Annotated in this window: 14 protein-coding genes; 10 read left to right on the top strand and 4 right to left on the bottom strand. The window is 72.2% G+C overall.

Annotated elements, in window-relative coordinates; genetic code table 11:
* The first annotated feature begins 6 nt into the window (after positions 1 to 6).
* Positions 7 to 759 carry a methyltransferase domain-containing protein gene (locus P3T39_RS20785; protein ID WP_280699961.1) on the top strand — a complete coding sequence of 251 codons (753 nt, stop codon included), beginning with the start codon at positions 7 to 9 and terminating at the stop codon, positions 757 to 759.
* Positions 760 to 1,053: 294 nt separating this feature from the next.
* Positions 1,054 to 1,437 (top strand): DUF3040 domain-containing protein, encoded by a 384-nt coding sequence (locus tag P3T39_RS20780; protein WP_280699960.1) that lies wholly within the window; start codon positions 1,054 to 1,056, stop codon positions 1,435 to 1,437.
* Positions 1,438 to 1,526: 89 nt separating this feature from the next.
* Here P3T39_RS20780 and P3T39_RS20775 read toward each other — a convergent pair whose 3' ends face one another.
* The 4 genes from P3T39_RS20775 to P3T39_RS20760 form a co-directional block, all read right to left on the bottom strand.
* Positions 1,527 to 3,920 carry a DUF3488 and transglutaminase-like domain-containing protein gene (locus tag P3T39_RS20775; protein WP_280699959.1) on the bottom strand — a complete coding sequence of 798 codons (2,394 nt, stop codon included), beginning with the start codon at positions 3,918 to 3,920 and terminating at the stop codon, positions 1,527 to 1,529.
* Positions 3,917 to 5,296 (bottom strand): DUF58 domain-containing protein, encoded by a 1,380-nt coding sequence (locus tag P3T39_RS20770; protein ID WP_280699958.1) that lies wholly within the window; start codon positions 5,294 to 5,296, stop codon positions 3,917 to 3,919. The genes P3T39_RS20775 and P3T39_RS20770 overlap by 4 nt, the downstream gene beginning before the upstream one ends.
* A gap of 1 nt (position 5,297) precedes the next feature.
* On the bottom strand, positions 5,298 to 6,248 hold the full coding sequence (locus P3T39_RS20765; protein ID WP_280700010.1) for a MoxR family ATPase: 951 nt from the start codon (positions 6,246 to 6,248) through the stop codon (positions 5,298 to 5,300).
* A gap of 409 nt (positions 6,249 to 6,657) precedes the next feature.
* Positions 6,658 to 7,197: a carbonic anhydrase gene (locus tag P3T39_RS20760; RefSeq protein ID WP_280699956.1), complete on the bottom strand. Its 540-nt coding sequence runs from the start codon at positions 7,195 to 7,197 to the stop codon at positions 6,658 to 6,660.
* 494 nt (positions 7,198 to 7,691) lie between these two features.
* Here P3T39_RS20760 and rsmH point away from each other — a divergent pair, with 494 nt between their 5' ends.
* The 8 genes from rsmH (at position 7,692) to ftsW (ending at position 18,689) form a co-directional block, all read left to right on the top strand.
* On the top strand, positions 7,692 to 8,663 hold the full coding sequence (gene rsmH, locus P3T39_RS20755) for a 16S rRNA (cytosine(1402)-N(4))-methyltransferase RsmH (protein ID WP_280699954.1): 972 nt from the start codon (positions 7,692 to 7,694) through the stop codon (positions 8,661 to 8,663).
* A 129-nt stretch (positions 8,664 to 8,792) separates the two neighbouring features.
* The gene (locus tag P3T39_RS20750) at positions 8,793 to 9,392 is read left to right on the top strand and encodes a septum formation initiator family protein (protein ID WP_280699952.1); all 600 of its coding nucleotides are present in this window, start codon (positions 8,793 to 8,795) and stop codon (positions 9,390 to 9,392) included.
* Positions 9,389 to 11,506: a penicillin-binding protein 2 gene (locus P3T39_RS20745; RefSeq protein WP_280699950.1), complete on the top strand. Its 2,118-nt coding sequence runs from the start codon at positions 9,389 to 9,391 to the stop codon at positions 11,504 to 11,506. The genes P3T39_RS20750 and P3T39_RS20745 overlap by 4 nt, the downstream gene beginning before the upstream one ends.
* Before the next feature lie 257 nt (positions 11,507 to 11,763).
* Complete coding sequence (locus tag P3T39_RS20740; RefSeq protein ID WP_280699948.1) at positions 11,764 to 13,362, top strand: UDP-N-acetylmuramoyl-L-alanyl-D-glutamate--2,6-diaminopimelate ligase; 1,599 nt, start codon at positions 11,764 to 11,766, stop codon at positions 13,360 to 13,362.
* Positions 13,359 to 14,762: a UDP-N-acetylmuramoyl-tripeptide--D-alanyl-D-alanine ligase gene (gene murF, locus P3T39_RS20735; protein WP_280699945.1), complete on the top strand. Its 1,404-nt coding sequence runs from the start codon at positions 13,359 to 13,361 to the stop codon at positions 14,760 to 14,762. Before P3T39_RS20740 ends, murF begins: the two co-directional genes overlap by 4 nt.
* Positions 14,759 to 15,820, top strand: coding sequence for a phospho-N-acetylmuramoyl-pentapeptide-transferase (gene mraY, locus P3T39_RS20730; protein WP_280699943.1), 1,062 nt, complete (start codon positions 14,759 to 14,761; stop codon positions 15,818 to 15,820). The genes murF and mraY overlap by 4 nt, the downstream gene beginning before the upstream one ends.
* Positions 15,817 to 17,247: a UDP-N-acetylmuramoyl-L-alanine--D-glutamate ligase gene (gene murD, locus P3T39_RS20725; protein ID WP_280699941.1), complete on the top strand. Its 1,431-nt coding sequence runs from the start codon at positions 15,817 to 15,819 to the stop codon at positions 17,245 to 17,247. The genes mraY and murD overlap by 4 nt, the downstream gene beginning before the upstream one ends.
* A gap of 176 nt (positions 17,248 to 17,423) precedes the next feature.
* Entirely contained in the window at positions 17,424 to 18,689 is a 1,266-nt protein-coding gene (ftsW, locus tag P3T39_RS20720) for a putative lipid II flippase FtsW (protein ID WP_280700009.1), read from the top strand.

Here is an 18,689-nt window from a genome sequence, read left to right as displayed (position 1 = left end):
TCCGCCTTGTACCCGACGCGTCCCCGCAGCGCCCTGCGTACCGCCGTGGTGTGGGAGGTGGTGAAGACGGCCCTGGAGCGCCGGGCCGCCGAGCTGGACCAGCCTGTGCTGGATGTGCTGGACACCGGTGGCGGCACCGGTAACTTCGCCGTGCCGGTGGCCCGGCTGGGCCACCGGGTGACGGTGGTCGACCCGAGCCCGGACGCGCTGTTCGCACTGGAGCGCCGGGCCGCCGAAGCGGGTGTCACCGAACTGGTCCGTGCGGTACAGGGCGACACCCAGACCCTGCCCGAGGTGGTCAACCCGGCCAGCGTGGACGCGGTGCTCTGCCACGGTGTCCTTGAGATGGTGGACGACCCGGCCGAGGCGCTCGGCAACCTCACCGCGACCCTGCACAAGGGCGGCCTGGTCAGCCTGCTCGCCGCCAACCGCAACGGCGCCGTGCTCGCCCGGGCCCTGAGCGGTCACTTCACCGAGGCCCGCGCCGTTCTGGACGCCCCCGACGGTCGCTGGGGCGAGCAGGACCCGATGCCCCGCCGCTTCAGCGGCGACGAACTGGAGCACCTGGCCCGCAGCGCCGGCCTGCGAGTGGACTCGGTGCACGGTGTCCGGGTCTTCGCCGACCTCGTCCCCGGCGTCCTGGTGGACACCGAGCCCGGCGCGATGGAGGCGCTGCTCAAGCTGGAGCAGGCCGCCGCCGGGCAGCCGGCCTTCCACGCCGTCGCCACCCAGCTGCACCTGCTCGCCTCGCTCGTCTGACCCTCCGGTCACCGCCGCGGTCGCAGACCGGTCCCCACTGCGACCGCGTCCGGGAAAGATTCCGCTCATCCGGGCACTTGTACCCGTGCTTCGGCGTTGGGCACCGTACGGGAAGCAAGCAGGCACGTGGCCGGAGCCACGTGTGCTTGACCACCCCGAAGTGTGCCCCCGGACCGTATGATCTGGGTAAAGCCGGTAAGCATGACAGCCAGAACCATGGGGCATATGGACCACACAGGGCCGAGCCAGGGGTGGCATACCGGTCGCCCCGCGACCGACGAGTAGGAGGACTCCGTGCCGCTCTCGGAGCACGAGCAGCGACTGCTCGAGCAGATGGAGCGAGCGCTGTACGCAGAAGATCCCAAGTTCGCGTCAGCGCTCGAGGGAACCGGGCTGCGCACCTACACCCGTCGGAGGGTCTACCAGGCCGCCGCAGGGTTCGTGGTGGGCATCGCCCTCCTCATGGGGGGTATGGTCGCTCAGATCATCTGGGTGAGCGTCGTCGGGTTCCTGGTGATGCTGGGCTGCGCGGTCCTCGCCGTTACCGGGTGGAGGCGTAACCCCGCCGGACACGGGGCGGGCCCCAAGGCGGCCCCGGCCTCGCGCCGGAAGGCCGGTGTGATGGACCGGATGGAGCAACGCTGGCAGCGCCGCAGGGACGAGCACGACGGCGTGTAGTCGGTCGGCAGGCTGGACAGACGGGTGAGGGCGGGCAGTCAATCGACTGCCCGCCCTCACCCGTTCCGGTGCCGTCCGCGGAGCGGGACCTACCGGTCGCGGCGGCGCAGCAGGGCCCGTACCGGCTCGGTGCACCGGGTGATCATCCGCGCGAGGGCTTCGCGTCCGGCCGCGAGTCGGTCCTGGAGCCGCCACCGCAGGCGGGCGGAGGACGGCGGCAGCAGTACGGCCCTGGCCCGCCCACGCCGTCCGGCCGAGGCCCGCAGGCCCGCCGAGGCGGCCCGTACGTCGCCCCCCAGCGAGGTCTGCGGCTGCGCCTCGCGCGCGTACAGCACCTGCTCGATGGCCAGGGCGACCCGTCCGGCGGCGGCCGTGGCAGCCTCGTCGAGCCGGCCGGCCTCGGAGATCCGCTGGGCCGCGCGGCGCGGGGTGCGTGCCTCGTCCGGTGGGATACCGAGGTCCCAGGCGGTGTCGATCAGCTCCTCCCAGGCGGCCAGTACCTGCTGGTCGGTCAGGCCGACGGCCGGACCGCCGGGCAGGTGTCGGCCGGTGCCGATCCTCCGGCGGCGCAGGCGGGCCCGCCAGAGCATCGGCGTGGCGAGCAGTGCTAGGGCGACGAGAGCCACGGCGCAGGAGATCAGCGTCTGCCGGCTCAGCCACCACGGCGCCGGCCCGGCGCTGTGCGCCACGGCCGTGCTGCGGTCCGCACAGTCCCCGGCCCGGCGCTGCTGCGGGTCGCAGCTGCTGCTCGCGCTGGGGGCGGCCGAGGCGCCCTGGGCCGGTGCGGTGGTGGGCTCGGCCGCGGTGGCGCTGGGCGCGGGCGCGGCCTGCTCCTGGGAGTAGCTCGGAGCGATGCCCCGGCTCGGCGTCGGTTCGAAGCGCAGCCAGCCCGAACCCGGGAAGTACAGCTCGGGCCACGCGTGGTAGTCCTGGCTGTGGACCACGTAGGTGTTGTTGCCCTCGTCGCTGCCGGGTGCGAAGCCGATGGCCACTCGGGCGGGGATGCCGAGCGTGCGGGCCATCGCGGCCATGGTGGCTGCGAAGTGCACGCAGAAGCCGGTCTTGTCCCGGAGGAAGCGGACGACGGCGTCGCTTCCGGTGGCGGGAGCCACCTTCAGGCTGTAGTGGAACTCGGACGAGTTGAACCAGGTCTGCAGGGCCACCGCTTTGTCGTAGGCGTTGGTCTTCCCTGCGGTGACGCTCCGGGCGGTCTCGGCGACCACCGACGGGAGGCCCTGCGGCAGCTCTAGGTACTTCTGCGCGAAGTCTGCGGGTGCCTCCCCGGCCGAGCGGAGCTGGGCCGGGGACGGTTCGATGTCCAGGCTGTCGACCTGGTACTGCAGGCCGTTGGTCTGCTGACCGTCGCCGGCGACCAGGGTGCGGGTGTCGGCCTCGTACTGCCAGCGGCCCGGCACGGAGACCGTGTCGGCCGGGTACGGCATCGGGAGCCACTGGGTGCTGAGGTTGTCGGTGATCCTGACGGTGGTTCGGACCGGGGTGACCGGCACGTTCCGTCCGAGGCCCTCGACGGCGGGGAGCGGAGTGGGGACGTCCGCCAGGCGCTGGTCGGAGATCTTCCACTCCACGCCGTCGAAGCTGTCCAGGGCGTTGATCCGCAGGTACATCTGGCTCGCGTTGCTGGCGTCCGTGCTGTAGCGGAACATCTCGACGTTGTCGGGCCGGTTGAGGTTGGCGGACAGTGCCACCACCGGGTTGAGCGAGGTGATCCGGCCGATGGAGCCGTCGCTGCCGCTCGTGCCCGACCCGTTGCCGATCAGGCCGAGGTTGCCGTGCGGCAGGAACACCGGGAGGACCAGCGCGCACACCAGGGCGAGCAGACCGACCAGCTGGCCGTTGTGCGAGACCGTACGGGCCCCCGGTCGGTCTGTGCCGTGGAAGACCCGGCCCCAGCGGGACAGCCGGTCCTGGCCCTCGGCGAAGAGCAGCAGCAGGTAGCCGCCGGCCGCCAACAGGAACCAGAACCAGGAGAGGCCCGATCCGGCCAGCCCGGTGCCCACCGAGTACAGCGCGAGCAGCGGCAGACCCGCGGCGGCGGCCCGGCGGAAGGTCACGGTGAGGGCGTCCACCACGACGGCGATCAGGGTGACCGAGCCGACCAGGATCAGCTGGAGCCCGTCGGAGGCGGGCGCCGGGATGGAGTACTGCTGGATGGTCGTGGTGCCGTCGGCCAGCAGGGTGCCGATCGCGTCGATGGCGCGAGGTCCCGGCAGTACTGCGGCGGTCATCGAGGACGTGACGGTGATCAGCGTCAGCAGATACAGCGCGGCGAGCAGCTGGAGCGGCACCACCAGGGCCCGGGAGAGGGCGAGGCGCCGCAGTCCGGCACCCACCGCCGCGACGGCGGCGATCTGGACCAGGGCGGCGGCGTACCAGCTGCTCGGCTTGACCAGGGGGGTCAGGCAGAGCGTCGTCAGTGCGGTGGCCAGCGCCGAGTAGAGCGTCAACTTGGCCCGAGTGGTCACGAACCGGCCTCGTCTCGGTAGGGGGTCCGCAGCGGGGCCTGGCCGGGCCCGGGCGTGCCGTGGCCCTGCGGCTGGACGCGGGAGGTGCTCAGGCCGGTGCGGTCGGCGAGGCGCCACAGGGCCGGGACGGAGTCGCCGGCCCTGGCGGGCAGCACGATCCAGCCGGCCTCGCGGAGCAGCCGGAGCTGCTGGGCGGCCTGGTCGTCGGGGGCGTCGGGCAGGACCGCGCGCAGTCCGGCCCAGGCCGGGGTGTCGAGCAGGAAGACGACGCCGGCGCCGGCCCGGCGGCGGAGCCGACCGAGTCGCCTGACCTGCTCCTCGTCCAGTTCGCCGAGGACTGCCACCAGCAGTCCCTCGCCCCCGAGCCGCAGGACGTCCTCGGCGCGGCTGAAGCCGCCGCCGTCGGAGTGCTCGACCACGGCCAGCGCGTCCAGCAGCAGACCGGCCGACTCGGCGACCGTCCTGGTGGCGCCCTCGACGGCGGGAACGGTCCGGCCGGTGTCGGTGAGCAGCCGGGTCTGGTAGCCGAGCTCCATCAGATGGACGCCGAGCGAGGCGGCGCAGCTGACGGCCCATTCGAAGGAGGACGCGGGTCCGGTGCCGCGGTGGGCGAGCTCCCGGGTGTCCAGCAGGACGGTGGCGCGGGCCTTGAGCGGCTGCTCCTCCCGGCGGACCATCAGTTCGCCGTACCTGGCGGTGGACTTCCAGTGCACCCGCCGCAGGTCGTCGCCGTGCCGGTACTCGCGCGGGATGACGTCGTCGTCCCCGGCCTGGGCGAGGGTGCGGGCGCTGCTCTCGCCGTGGCCGGTCCACTCGCCGACCAGCCGGACGGGGGGCAGCGGCTGCACCTGCGGCACCACGGTGAGGATGTCGGCAGCGGTGAAGGACCTGGTCAGCTCGCACATCCCGAAGGGGTCGGCGACCCGCAACTGGAGCGGCCCGAGCGGATAGCGTCCGCGCACGTCCGAGCGGACCCGGTAGGAGACCTCGCGGTAGCCGCGCGGCTCGACCCGGTCGAGCACGAAGCGGGGGCGCGGCCCGAGTACGTACGGGACCTGGTCCTCCAGCAGCAGCAGGCCGGTGTGGACGCGGGAGACGTTGTCCAGGCGCAGATGCACCCGGGCCTCCTGCCCGGCCGAGGCACGGTGCGGGCTGAGCCGTCGGCCGCCGGCCACCCGGTAGCGGGTGCGCAGCAGCAGCGCGGCGGCGCTCAGCGGCAGCGCGGCCAGCAGGATGCCGACCTGGAGCAGGGTGTCCTGGCCGAAGACGTACGCGCACGCGGCGGCGGTGATCCCGGCGGCGAGGAAGGACCGGCCCCTGGTGGTCAGGCCGCGCAGGCCGGCGCGCAGGTCTGCGGGGTTGTCGGCCTGCGCCACCTCAGCCGCGTCCCTGCGGACGGGGGATCGGCAGCCGGGCCACCAGGTCGAGCACGACCTGCTCGGCGGTGCGACGGCTGAGCTGGGTCTCGGCGGTGGGCAGCAGGCGGTGGGCCAGGACCGGGACGGCCAGTGCCTGGATGTCGTCGGGCAGCACGTACTCGCGGCCGTCCAGGGCGGCGGCGGCGCGGGCGGCGCGGACCAGGTGCAGGGTGGCGCGGGGGGAGGCGCCCAGGCGCAGCTCCGGGTGGTTGCGGGTGGCGCCGACCAGGTCGACGGCGTAGCGGCGGACCGGGTCGGCCAGGTGGATCGAGCGGACCAGTTCGATCAGCTTGAGGAGGTCGTCGGCGTGCGCGACGGGCTGGACGTCGTCCAGTGGGTTGGCGCCGGCATGGTGGTCGAGCATGGCGAACTCGGCCTCGGGGCTGGGGTAGCCGATCGAGATCCGGGCCATGAAGCGGTCGCGCTGGGCCTCGGGGAGGGAGTAGGTGCCCTCCATCTCCACCGGGTTCTGGGTGGCCACCACCATGAACGGGGAGGGCAGTTCGTAGCTGGTGCCGTCGATGGTGACCTGGCGCTCCTCCATCGACTCCAGCAGCGCGGACTGGGTCTTGGGCGAGGCCCGGTTGATCTCGTCGCCGACCACGATCTGGGCGAAGATCGCGCCGGGGCGGAACTCGAAGTCCATCCGCTGCTGGTCGAAGATGCTGGTGCCGGTCACGTCGGAGGGCAGCAGGTCGGGGGTGAACTGGATCCGGCGGACCGAGCAGTCCAGCGAGCGGGCGAGCGCCTTGGCGAGCATGGTCTTGCCGACGCCGGGCACGTCCTCCAGCAGCAGATGGCCCTCGGCCAGCATGACGGTCAGGGCGATCCGGACGGCCTCCGGCTTGCCTTCGATGACGCTCTCGACCGAAGCCCGGACCCGTTCCACCACCGCACTCAGCTCGTGCAGTCCGGCCGGGCGCGGTACCCCCGCGCCGACGGCGGCGGTCTGTCCGTTGTAGGTCGTCACCCGTAAACTCCCATGACCCAGTCACGCCTGGCCTCGTCACGAGACCGGCCCCACCCCGATTACGCGGCCGACCGCCGTCTCGGCTCCCGAGGAGACCCGACGGGTCCTGACAGGCCCCGATGGAACGGTCCGGGGACCGGTGCGGGTCGGTGGCGCGCGGTCAGGCAGCCCCAGGTGGTGCGGGGTCAGCCTGCAGGCGCATTCTTCCCTGCCGGACGGCCGAAAGTCACTCGGGAGGCCGATACGCGAACACTGTCCGGGTTCGTACCCGGGCGAACGCCGGTGGGAGGCGGTGGGGTGGGCAGAGCCCGGACGACGCTGGCCGGGCTGCCGACGGGGTGAGTGGGGGTCAGCGGACCTCGCGAAGCAGGCCGGTGTGGACGTCGAAGACGAAGCCCCGGACATCGTCGGTGTGCAGCAGGAACGGCGAGGTGCGCACCCGCTGCATCGACTGGCGGACGTCGCCGTCCAGGTCGATGAAGGATTCGACGGCCCACTGCGGGCGCTGGCCGACCTCCAGTTCGAGCTCGCGGCGGAAGTCCTCGGTGAGTCCGAGCAGGCCGCAGCCGGTGTGGTGGATCAGTGCGATCGAGCGGGTGCCGAGGGCGCGCTGGCTGATGGTGAGCGAACGGATGGTGTCGTCCGTGACGACGCCGCCGGCGTTGCGGATCACGTGCGCGTCGCCGAGCTCCAGGCCGAGCGCGGCGAACAGGTCGAGTCGCGCGTCCATACAGGCCACCACGGTGACCTTCTGGACGGGCCGGGCGTCCATCCCGCCGTCGCGGTAGCCGACCGCATAGGCGCGGTTGGCCTCGACGAAGCGGTCGATGATGGTCGGGGCGGGTTCGGCAGCGGCGGACGGCGTGGGCCGGTCGGGAGTCACTGTCATGCCGACGACGGTAATAGGATTTCCCGCCCCGTGGTGGGGGCGGGCCGCCGCTTTTTCGACGGTGTGATGGAGCGCATAGCGGTACACGTGCGCTGTCTCGACGGACTTGTCCGCTCTGTACCGTTCTGTCCGGCGCGCGCCGGGCACGGTGCGCACCTGTGATTCGGCGGTTCCGAAGCGGGCCCGGCCGCCGCAGGACCGCCGCCGACCTGCGCGGAACCCATGCGTCCGCCCGGGTGGTGCGCCGTCGCGGACGATTGACTGCCCCCCCTGGCGCGATAGAGTTGCGGCGCAGTGAAGCACCGGTGTCATGCACCGTCAACTGTGCCTTTCCGGCCGGTCGGTAGGCTCCGTACGCCGCCTTCGGCCTCCTCCCGCTCCGTGCCTCCTGGCGCACCTTCCCCGGTGCCGGGCGGCACTCCTTCCCCAGGTGAGCGGGTGGGGACCAGAGGCGGCGTGCGTGTTCGGCCCGCCCGGTGGTCCAGAATGGTGGGATGAGCAGCGAGAACTCGGCACCCAAGCACGTCCCGGTGATGCTCCAGCGGTGTATGGACGCGCTGGCCCCGGCGATCTCCGCACCCGGTGCCGTGGTGGTGGACGCCACCCTGGGCCTCGGCGGCCACAGCGAGGCACTGCTCAGCCAGTTCCCCGAGGTCCGGCTGGTGGCCGTGGACCGCGACCCGGCCGCGCTCAAGCTCTCCGCCGAGCGGCTCGCCCCCTTCGGTGACCGGGCCACCCTGGTGCACGCCGTGTACGACGAGATCCCGGCGGTGCTGGAGGACCTGGGCATCCCCAGGGTGCAGGGCATCCTCTTCGACCTCGGCGTCTCCTCGATGCAGCTGGACGAGGCCGACCGCGGCTTCGCGTACGCACAGGACGCGCCGCTGGACATGCGGATGGACCAGAGCCGGGGCCTGAGTGCCGCCGAGGTGCTGAACACCTACAGCCACGGCGAGCTCGCCCGGATCCTCAAGTTCTACGGCGAGGAGCGGTTCGCCGGAAAGATCGCCTCGGTGATCGTCCGGGAGCGGGAGAAGGAACCGTTCACCAACAGCGCGCGTCTGGTGGAGTTGGTACGCAACGCCATCCCCGCCGCCACCCGGCGGACCGGGGGCAACCCGGCCAAGCGGACCTTCCAGGCCCTGCGGATCGAGGTCAACGGCGAGCTGGAGGTCCTGGACCGGGCCATCCCCGGCGCGCTGGACTCGCTCGCCATGGGCGGCCGGATCGTGGTGATGTCGTACCAGTCACTGGAGGACCGGCTGGTCAAGCAGTACTTCGCGGCCGGTGCCACCAACACCGCCCCGCCGGGGCTGCCGTTCATTCCGGAGGAGAACCAGCCCTGGCTGAAGCTGCTCACCCGGGGTGCCGAGCTGGCCACGGAGGCGGAGATCGAGGAGAACCGGCGCGCCGCGCCCGTACGACTGCGCGTGGCGGAGAGGATCAGGGAGACCGGCCGGCGGTAGGGGGCACGGGAGAAGCAACGGCGCCGGGGGTGCGCACCCCCGGGTCGTGACCCGGGCCCTGTCGTTGGTCGGTCCCGACTCGGGCCTGATCCGGCCGGGGGGAGAGAAGAGCGGCGAGGGAGAAGTGCAGTGCCGGTGGCCGGCGGACGCGTCCGGGAGAACAGGATGCTGCCCGGCCAGGGCGGCAGAGCACGGATCACCGTACGGCCGGGGAAGCGGTCGGTCCGCGGGCGTACTCCGTTCGCAGTGCTGGTGGTGGTGCTGCTCTCGGGCGGGCTGCTCGGGCTGCTGATGCTGAACACGGCGCTGAACGAGGGCTCCTTCGAGCTCTCCCGGCTGCAGAAGCAGACCACCGAGCTGACCGACCAGCAGCAGACCCTGCAGCAGCAGATCGACCAGGCCTCGGCCCCCGACGCACTGGAGCGGCGGGCCCGTGAGCTCGGCATGGTGCCCGGCGGCGACCCGGCCTTCCTGCAGGACGACGGCAGGGTCCTCGGCAATCCGGGGCAGGCGCAGGACAGCCCGCCGGTGAAACGCTCCACCACCGAGCTGTGGCAGCAGCAGCAGAACAGGACCGCCCAGCCGAGCACCTCGGCCGCCCCCAGTACCGCTGCCCCGGCCACCCCGTCGCCGTCCGCGCCGCCCAGCCCCACCGGGGACGGCACGGTGCAGATCGACCCGGCGCCGCCCGTCACCCCGTCAGCTTCGGCCGGAGGTTCGCCGCGATGAGTACGCCCCGCCAACCCCCGCGCGGTTCCGGCGAACGCAAGCCGCCGCACCCCGGCGGCGCCCGGCCCAGGCCCGCCGGTGACCCCGGACGCAACCCGGCGCGCGGCGCAGGCCGTACCCCGGCGCGAACCCCGGGTGAGCGCCCGCGCGCCCCGCGACCGCGCACCTCCGACGCGCGCCGTCCGCCGGAGCGGCGCCCTCGCCCGCCGGCCGCCCGCCCGCAACCCAGGAGCGTCAAGCTCGGCAACCCGCGTCGCCGCCTGCGGCTGATCACCATCGCACTGGCGGCGGTCTTCTCGGTCTTCGCGGGCCGGCTGGTCCAGCTGCAGCTGCTCGACTCGGACGCGCTGGCCGCGTCGGCGGGCGCCAACCAGTACTCCGACGCCAAGCTCTCCGCCGAACGCGGCTCGATAACGTCCTCGGACGGCGTCGCCCTGGCCACCACCGTGGACGCGTACGACGTCATCGCCGACCCGACGTTCTACCCCGCCGACAAGACCAGGATCCCGGACGCCCCTGAACAGGCCGCTGCTCTGCTGGCCCCCATCCTGGGCCGCAGCAAGGAGCAGCTGGCCGCCGCCCTGCACACCCCGAAGACCAGGTGGGTGATGCTCGCGCCCCGGCAGAGCCCTGAGGTGAAGAAGCAGGTCACCGACCTCAGGACGGCGCTCAGCAAGCAGACGGACACCAAGGAGTGCCGGGCCCAGCGGGCCCTGCTCGGCAAGCCCGCCGACCAGGGCGGCCGCCAGTACCTGGACAGTGCCTGCGCCAACCCGCTGGTCGGCCTGGGCTTCACCGCGGCCAAGCGGCGGGTCTACCCGGCCGCGGGCCTGGCCGCCAACCTGGTCGGCTTCGTCAACGCCGACGGGACCGGCACCGGCGGCCTGGAACTCCAGTACCAGAAGGAACTGGCGGGCAAGGACGGCCGGGTCACCTACGCCCCGGGGGCCGGCCGGACGGTGCCCACCTCCGCCGGTGGCAGCCTGCAGTCCCCGGTACCGGGCCAGGACCTGCGGCTGACGATCAACCGGGACATCCAGTGGGCGGCCCAGCGGGCCATCACCGACCAGGTGGCCAACGCCGGGGCTTCGAGCGGCTATGTGATCGTCCAGGACGTGAAGACCGGTCAGGTCCTGGCCATGGCCACCTCGCCCGGATTCGACCCCAACCACCTCTCCTCGGCCAAGGCCGACCAACTCGGCAACGCGGCCGTCCAGGACGCCTACGAGCCCGGCTCCACCGCCAAGTTGATGACCATGGCCGCGGTACTGGACACCGGCTCGGCGCAGTGGGACACCCATGTCACCGTACCCAACACGCTGCAGCGCTCCGACCGGGTCTTCCACGACGACATCGACCACGAGACCTGGTACCTGACGCTGGCCGGGGTGCTCGCCAAGTCCTCCAACATCGGCACCATCGAGGCCGCCGAGCACCTGGGCAAGTCCCAGCAGCAGTCCAACCAGATCCTGGGCGACTACCTGCACCGCTTCGGCATCGGCCAGCCCACCGGGCTCGGCTTCCCCGGCGAGACCAGGGGAATCCTGGCCAAGCCGGAGACCTGGAGCGGTTCGCAGCAGTACACCATCCCCTTCGGCCAGGGCCTGTCCGTCAACGCGCTGCAGGCCACCTCGGTCTTCTCCGCCATCGCCAACGGCGGAGTGCGGGTGACCCCGAGTCTGCTGGCCGGGACCACCGGACCCGACGGCCGGTACACCCCGGCCCCGGCCGGGGAGCAGACCCAGGTGGTCAAGCCGGAGACCGCCAAGACCCTCACCCAGATGCTCGAGTCGGTCGTCTCCGACGAGCAGGGCACCGGCGGGAAGGCGCAGATCCCCGGCTACCGGGTGGCCGGGAAGACCGGCACCGCCAACCGGGTTGACCCCAAGACCGGCAAGTACTCCGGCTACACCGCCTCCTTCATCGGCTTCGCGCCCGCCGAGGCGCCCAGGGTGACGGTCTCGTGCGTCATCCAGGACCCGGTCAACGGCCACTTCGGCGGCCAGCTCTGCGGACCGGTGTTCAAGCAGGTGATGGAGTTCACTCTCAAGACCCTGCACGTCGCGCCCAGCGGCAGCGAGGCGCCCAACCTGCCCGTCGACTGGAAGCCCTGATGAGCCACCTTCCCGGCCCCGTTCCCGGTCCTCTTCCGCACCCGACTTCCCAGCCCGTGCAGGGCGTCGGCGCTGCTCGGCGAGCCGAAGGGCGCGCCGGTGCCGAAAGCGACGAGCGAGGAAGCGGCCGAGGTACGCGGGAGCGCGGCAGCGAGGAGTGTCGGGAGCGGCTCGAAGCGCCCGGAGGCGGGTCGGGAAAAAATGAGGGAGGTGCCCGGTTTGGCTCTGGGGGCCCATCGGCAGATAGCCTTCCCGCCGTGCCGAAACCCGATCAAACCAACGCGACCCCGCCCCGCCCGACCAGCCCGGCGGTGACCCCGCTCGCCGAGGTCGCCCGACTGCTGGGCCTGGAGCCCGTCGAGGGCGCGCAGGTCACCGGCATCACCCACGACTCCCGCGCGGTGCGCCCCGGAGACGTGTACGTGGCCTTCCCCGGCGCCAACCACCACGGTGCGGCCTTCGCCGCCCAGGCGGTGGCCGCCGGAGCCGTCGCCGTGCTCACCGACCCGGCCGGGGCCGAGCTGGCCGCCGCCGCAGGCGCGCCGCTGCTGGTCGTGGACAGCCCGCGGGCCGCCATGGGCCTGCTGGCCGCCGCGATCTACGGCCGCCCCAGCGAGCAGCTGCTGACCATCGGCCTGACCGGTACCAACGGCAAGACCACCACCTCGTACCTGGTCGAGGGCGGCCTGCGCGGCGCCGACCTGGTGCCCGGGGTGATCGGCACCGTGGAGATGCGGGTCGGAGACGAGCGCATCAAGAGCGAGCGCACCACCCCCGAGGCCACCGACCTGCACGCCATTCTCGCCGTGATGCGCGAGCGCGGCGCCGACGCGGTGGTCATGGAGGTCTCCAGCCACGCCCTGGTCTACGGCCGGGTGGACGGGGTCGTCTACGACGTCGCCCTGTTCAACAACCTGACGCCCGAACACCTGGACTTCCACCCGGACATGGAGGACTACTACCGGGCCAAGGCCCGGCTCTTCCAGCCGGACAAGGCCCGCCGCGGCGTGGCCAACCTGGACGACCAGTACGGCCGCCGACTGGCAGCCGAGGCGCCGATCCCGGTCACCACCTTCTCCGCCAAGGGCGACGAGGCCGCCGACTGGCGTGCCGTGGACGTCCAGCTCGGCCCGGTGGGCTCGACCTTCCGGGTGCTCGGTCCTGGCGGGGCGGCCGCCGACGCAGCCGTGCCGCTGCCCGGCCCCTTCAACGTCGCCAACGCGCTCGGAGCCATCGCCGCGCTGGTCACCGCCGGGGTGCCGCTGGAGGCGGCGGTCGCCGGGGTCGCCTCGATCAGCGGCGTGCCAGGACGACTTGAGCGCGTCGACGTCGGCCAGTCGTACGTCGCCGTGGTCGACTACGCGCACAAGCCGGACGCCCTTCAGGCCGTACTGACCTCGCTGCGCGAGGTCACCAAGGGCAGGCTCCACGTGGTGGTCGGCTGTGGCGGTGACCGCGACCCGCACAAGCGCGGCCCGATGGGCGCCATCGCCGCCCGGATCGCCGACACCGCCGTCCTGACCAGCGACAACCCGCGCTCGGAGGACCCGTTGGCGATCCTTGCGACCATGCTGAGCGGTGCCGCGGGCGTGCCCGAGGCCGAGCGCGGCGAGGTCCTGGTCGTCCCCGACCGGGCCGAGGCCATCGCCGAGGCCATCGCCCGCGCCCACGCCGGGGACACCGTCCTGGTGGCCGGCAAGGGCCACGAACTGGGCCAGTACGTACGGGACGACATCCGCCCCTTCGACGACCGCGAGGTGCTGCGCGAGGCCATCGCGCACAGCCACGCCGAACACAGCCAGGCCGCCGAGGACCCCGCGGGGACCCAGGGCGGCCGTGGAGTGGAGCAGCAGTGATCGCACTGACCCTTGCCGAGGTCGCAGCCGCCGTCGGCGGCACCCTGGACGGCGCCGACCCCCAGACCCTGGTGACTGGCCCGGTGGAAGTGGACTCCCGGCAGCTGCGCCCCGGCGGCCTGTTCGCGGCCGTCGTCGGCGAGCGCGTGGACGGCCACGACTTCGCCGACCGGGCCGTGGCGGCCGGGGCCGTCGCGGTGCTGGCGACCCGTCCGGTCGGCGTGCCCGCCGTGCTGGTGGAGGACGTGGTCATGGCGCTCGGCCGCCTCGCCCGCGCCGTGGTGGACCGGGCGAGCGGCACCGAGGTGGTGGCGGTCACCGGCTCGGCCGGCAAGACCAGCACCAAGGACCTGATCGCCCAGGTGCTCCAGCGCCGGGGCGAGACGGTCTTCCCTCCGGGATCGTTCAACAACGAGATCGGCATGCCGCTGACCGCGCTGCGGGTCGAGGACTCCACCCGGCACCTGGTGCTGGAGATGGGCGCCCGCGGCAAGGGCCACATCGGCTACCTGACCGGGATCGTCCCGCCGCACGTCGGCGTGGTGCTCAACATCGGCACCGCGCACCTGGGCGAGTTCGGCTCCAAGGCCGCGATCGCCGAGGCCAAGGGCGAGTTGGTGGAGGCACTCAGCACCGAGGGCGTCGCCGTGCTCAACGCCGACGACCCGCTGGTGCGGCCGATGGCCGAGCGGACCAAGGCCAGGGTGCTGCTCTTCGGCGAGCACCCGCAGGCCGATGTGCGGGCGGCGGATGTTCGTCTGGACGCTACCGGTCGGCCATCGTTCACGCTGATCACCCCGGCCGGTTCCGCACCGGTACAGCTGCGCCTGTACGGTGAACACCACGTCTCGAACGCCCTCGCCGCCGCTGCGGTGGCGGTGGCGCTCGGTATGTCCGTCGACGACACCGCCGCCGCCCTGGGCGAGGCGGGTGCGCTGTCCCGCTGGCGCATGGAGGTCGTCGACCGGGCCGACGGAGTCACCGTCGTCAACGACGCCTACAACGCGAACCCCGAGTCCATGAGGGCCGCGCTGCGGGCTCTGGTGTCGATGGGGGGCCGGGGCCCGGAGCGCCGCCGCACCTGGGCGGTGCTCGGCGAGATGCGGGAGCTCGGCGAGGACAGCCTCGACGAGCATGACGCCATCGGGCGGCTCGCGGTCCGACTGGACGTCACCAAGCTGGTGGCGGTCGGCGGACGCGACGCGGCCTGTATGGAACTCGGCGCGAGGAACGAAGGTTCGTGGGGTGAGGAGTCGGTGCTGGTGTCCGACGCGGACGCGGCGATCGAGCTGCTGCGGGCGGGGCTGCAACCAGGGGACGTGGTGCTGGTGAAGGCCTCCCGTTCGGTGGGGTTGGAGAAGGTCGCCGAGGCCCTGCTCGTGGACGGTGCTGCCCGGTGAAGCAGATCCTGTTCTCGGGCATGATCGGGCTGGTCCTGTCCCTGCTCGGCACCCCGGCGCTGATCAAGCTGCTGGCCAGGCACGGCTACGGGCAGTACATCCGTGACGACGGCCCCAAGGCCCACCACAGCAAGCGCGGTACGCCCACCATGGGTGGTATCGCCTTCATCCTGGCGACCCTGATCGCCTACTTCGCCACCAAGGTGATAACGGGCGAGAAGCCCACCGCCTCCGGCCTGTTGGTGCTGTTCCTGACGACGGGTCTGGGCCTGGTCGGCTTCCTGGACGACTACATCAAGGTGGTCAAGCGCCGTTCGCTGGGTCTGCGGGCCAAGGCGAAGCTGCTCGGCCAGTCCTTCGTGGGCCTCGCCTTCGCGATCCTGGCGCTCCAGTTCCACGACGACCGGGGGCTCACCCCGGCCTCGACCCACCTGTCCTTCGTCAAGGACTTCAGCTGGTCGGTCGGCCCGGTGCTGTTCGTCATCTGGGCCTATTTCATGATCGCCGCGATGTCCAACGGCGTGAACCTGACGGACGGTCTGGACGGCCTGGCCACCGGTGCCTCGGTGATGGTCTTCGGCGCCTACACCTTCATCGGTGTCTGGCAGTACGGCCAGAGCTGCGCCTCGATGATCACCGCCACCGCCAACTGCTACGACGTCCGCGACCCGCTGGACCTCGCCGTGGTGGCCGCCGCCCTGATGGGTTCCTGCTTCGGCTTCCTGTGGTGGAACACCTCGCCCGCCAAGATCTTCATGGGTGACACCGGCTCGCTGGCCCTCGGCGGCGCGCTGGCCGGTCTGGCGATCTGCTCTCGTACCGAGATGCTGCTGGCGCTGCTCGGCGGCCTCTTCGTGATCATCACCCTGTCGGTGATCATCCAGGTCGGCTCCTTCCGGATGACCGGCAAGCGTGTCTTCAAGATGGCGCCGCTGCAGCACCACTTCGAGCTCAAGGGCTGGAGCGAGGTGCTGATCGTGGTCCGCTTCTGGATCATCCAGGGCCTCTGCGTCGCCGTGGGCCTCGGCCTCTTCTACGCGGGGTGGGTGACCGGATGACCGAGATCGTCTGGGACCGGCTGCACGTCGCCGTCGCCGGTCTGGGCGTCTCCGGAATCAGCGCGGCCAGGGTGCTGCGCGGCCTCGGTGCCGAGGTCACCGTGGTGGACGGCGGTGACAGCGAGGGCCTGCGCTCCCGTGCCGCCGACCTCGCGCAGCTGGGCGTCCAGGTCCGCCTGGGCGACGCGGACAGCCTTCCCGAGGGCACCCGGCTGATCGTCACCTCGCCCGGCTGGCCGCCGAACAGCCCGCTGTTCCAGGCCGCCGCCGAGGCCGGTGTCGAGGTCTGGGGCGATGTCGAACTGGCCTGGCGGCTGCGCAGGCCCCTGCCGGGCACCGGTGCGCCCGCGCCCTGGCTGGCCGTCACCGGCACCAACGGCAAGACCACCACCGTCCAGATGCTCGCCTCGATCCTGACGGCGGCCGGACTGCGCACCGCCGCCGTCGGCAACGTCGGCGTCTCGGTGCTGGACGCGGTGCTCGCCGAGGAGCCGTACGACGTCCTGGCCGTCGAACTCTCCAGCTACCAGCTGCACTGGGCGCCGAGCCTGCGCCCGCACTCGGCCGTGGTGCTCAACCTGGCGCCCGACCATCTGGACTGGCACGGCTCGATGGAGGCGTACGCCGCCGACAAGGGCCGGATCTACCAGGGCAACCAGGTCGCCTGCGTCTACAACCTCGCCGATCCCGCCACCGAGGACCTGGTCCGCGAGGCGGACGTCGAGGAGGGCTGCCGGGCGATCGGCTTCGGCCTCGGTGCGCCCGGGCTCTCGCAGTTCGGCGTGGTGGACGGCCTGCTGGTGGACCGGGCCTTCGTCCCGGACCGGCAGACGAGTGCCGCCGAGATCGGCTCGATCGAGGACGTGAACCCGCCGGCCCCGCACAATATCGCCAACGCCCTGGCGGCGGCGGCGCTGGCGCGGGCCTACGGGGTGGACACCAAGGCCGTCCGGGACGGCCTGCGGGCCTTCCGCCCGGACGCCCACCGGATCGCCGAGGTGGCGGTCGTGGACGAGGTCAGGTACATCGACGACTCCAAGGCCACCAACACCCACGCGGCGGCGGCCTCGCTGGCCGCGTACGAGTCGATCGTCTGGATCGCGGGCGGCCTGGCCAAGGGCGCGACCTTCGACGAACTGGTGCGGGGCGCCTCGACGCGGCTGCGCGCGGCGGTGCTGATCGGTGCCGACCGCGGGCTGATCCGCGAGGCGCTGGCGCGACACGCACCGGATGTCCCGGTGATCGAGGCGGCCACGGGCCACACTGGCGCGGTGGCGATGACCGAGGTGGTCCGCGAGGCTGCCAAACTCGCCCGATCGGGTGACACCGTCCTGCTGGCTCCGGCCTGCGCCTCGATGGACATGTTCACCAACTACGGCGAGCGCGGCGATCTGTTCGCCACTGCCGTCCACGAGCTGAAGAAGTAGGACGTGCGAGCCGAGGGGGACGGGCAACGACCCCCGAGGCGCGCCGTCCCGAGTGGTGAGGGGGAGCCGCCGTGGCGGGTGAGGGAAGGGCGGGCACAGCCGCCCCACCCGAGCGCGGTGGCTCCAGGCTGCGGCTGATCTCGGCGACCACCACCACCTTCAAGTCGGCCGGGCCGATCGCCCGGCTGCGGGCCTTCAGGGAGCGGGCCAGGTACACCCTCAACCGGCCGCTGACGCCGTACTACCTGATCCTGGGTGCGACGCTGCTGCTGCTGGTGCTCGGCCTGGTGATGGTCTTCTCGTCCTCGCAGATCCTGGTGATGCAGCGGCACCTGCCGATCACCTTCTTCTTCCGCAAGCAGCTGATCGCCGCCCTGCTCGGCCTGGTGCTGATGGTCGTGCTGGCACGGACTCCGCCACGGATCCAGCGGGCGCTGGTCTACCCGCTGCTTGCGGGCGTGATCGGGGCGCTGGTACTGGTCGCCATCCCGGGCATCGGCATGGAGGTGAACGGCAACCGGAACTGGATCAACCTGGGCTTCTTCCAGGTCCAGCCCTCCGAGTTCGCCAAGCTGGCCCTGCTGCTCTGGGGCGCCGACCTGCTCGCCCGCAAGCAGAAGGGCAGACTGCTGGACCAGTGGAAGCACCTGCTGGTGCCGCTGGTCCCCGGGACCGTGCTGCTGATGCTGCTGATCATGCTCGGCGGCGACATGGGCACCACGATGATCCTGATCGCGATGCTCTTCGGCCTGCTCTGGATGGTCGGCGCTCCGCTGCGGCTGTTCGGCGCGACCCTCGGCATCGCCGCGGTCGCCTGCACCGCCCTGGTCATCACCGTCCCGCACCGGCTCGACCGGCTGGCCTGTGTCGGCGTCACCAGCGCGGGGCCCAACGTGGACTGCTACCAGGCGCTGCACGGACTCTACGCTTTCGCGGCCGGTGGCCCGTTCGGATCCGGACTGGGTGCCGGAGTGGAGAAATGGGGCCAACTGCCGGAGGCCCACACCGACTTCATCTTCGCCGCGACCGGCGAGGAACTCGGTCTGGTGGGGACGCTGTCAGTACTCGGTCTCTTCGCGGCACTAGGGTATGCGGGTATCCGTGTGGCCATCGGCACGAAGGATCCCTTCGTCAGGTACGCGGCGGGTGCCGCCACCACGTGGATCATGGCGCAGGCCATGATCAACCTGGGGTCGGCGCTGGGACTCCTGCCCATCGCGGGCGTCCCGCTCCCGCTGTTCTCCTACGGCGGCTCCGCCATGCTGTCGGCCATGTGCGCCATCGGGGTGCTGCTGTGCTTCGCACGCAACAGCCCGGGGGCGAAGGCGGCCCTGGCCGCCCGGAGCAAGAACTCCCGATCCAGGGGACTCCTGGCCCGGGTGCTGCCACGACGACGAACCACAGCGCGACCTGCTCCCCGGCCGGCGCGCAGGGAGCGGTGA

The sequence above is a fragment of the Kitasatospora sp. GP82 genome, assembly GCF_029892105.1.
In the GTDB taxonomy this organism is placed as follows: Bacteria; Actinomycetota; Actinomycetes; order Streptomycetales; family Streptomycetaceae; genus Kitasatospora.
This window is presented reverse-complemented; position numbering and strand designations above follow the sequence as displayed.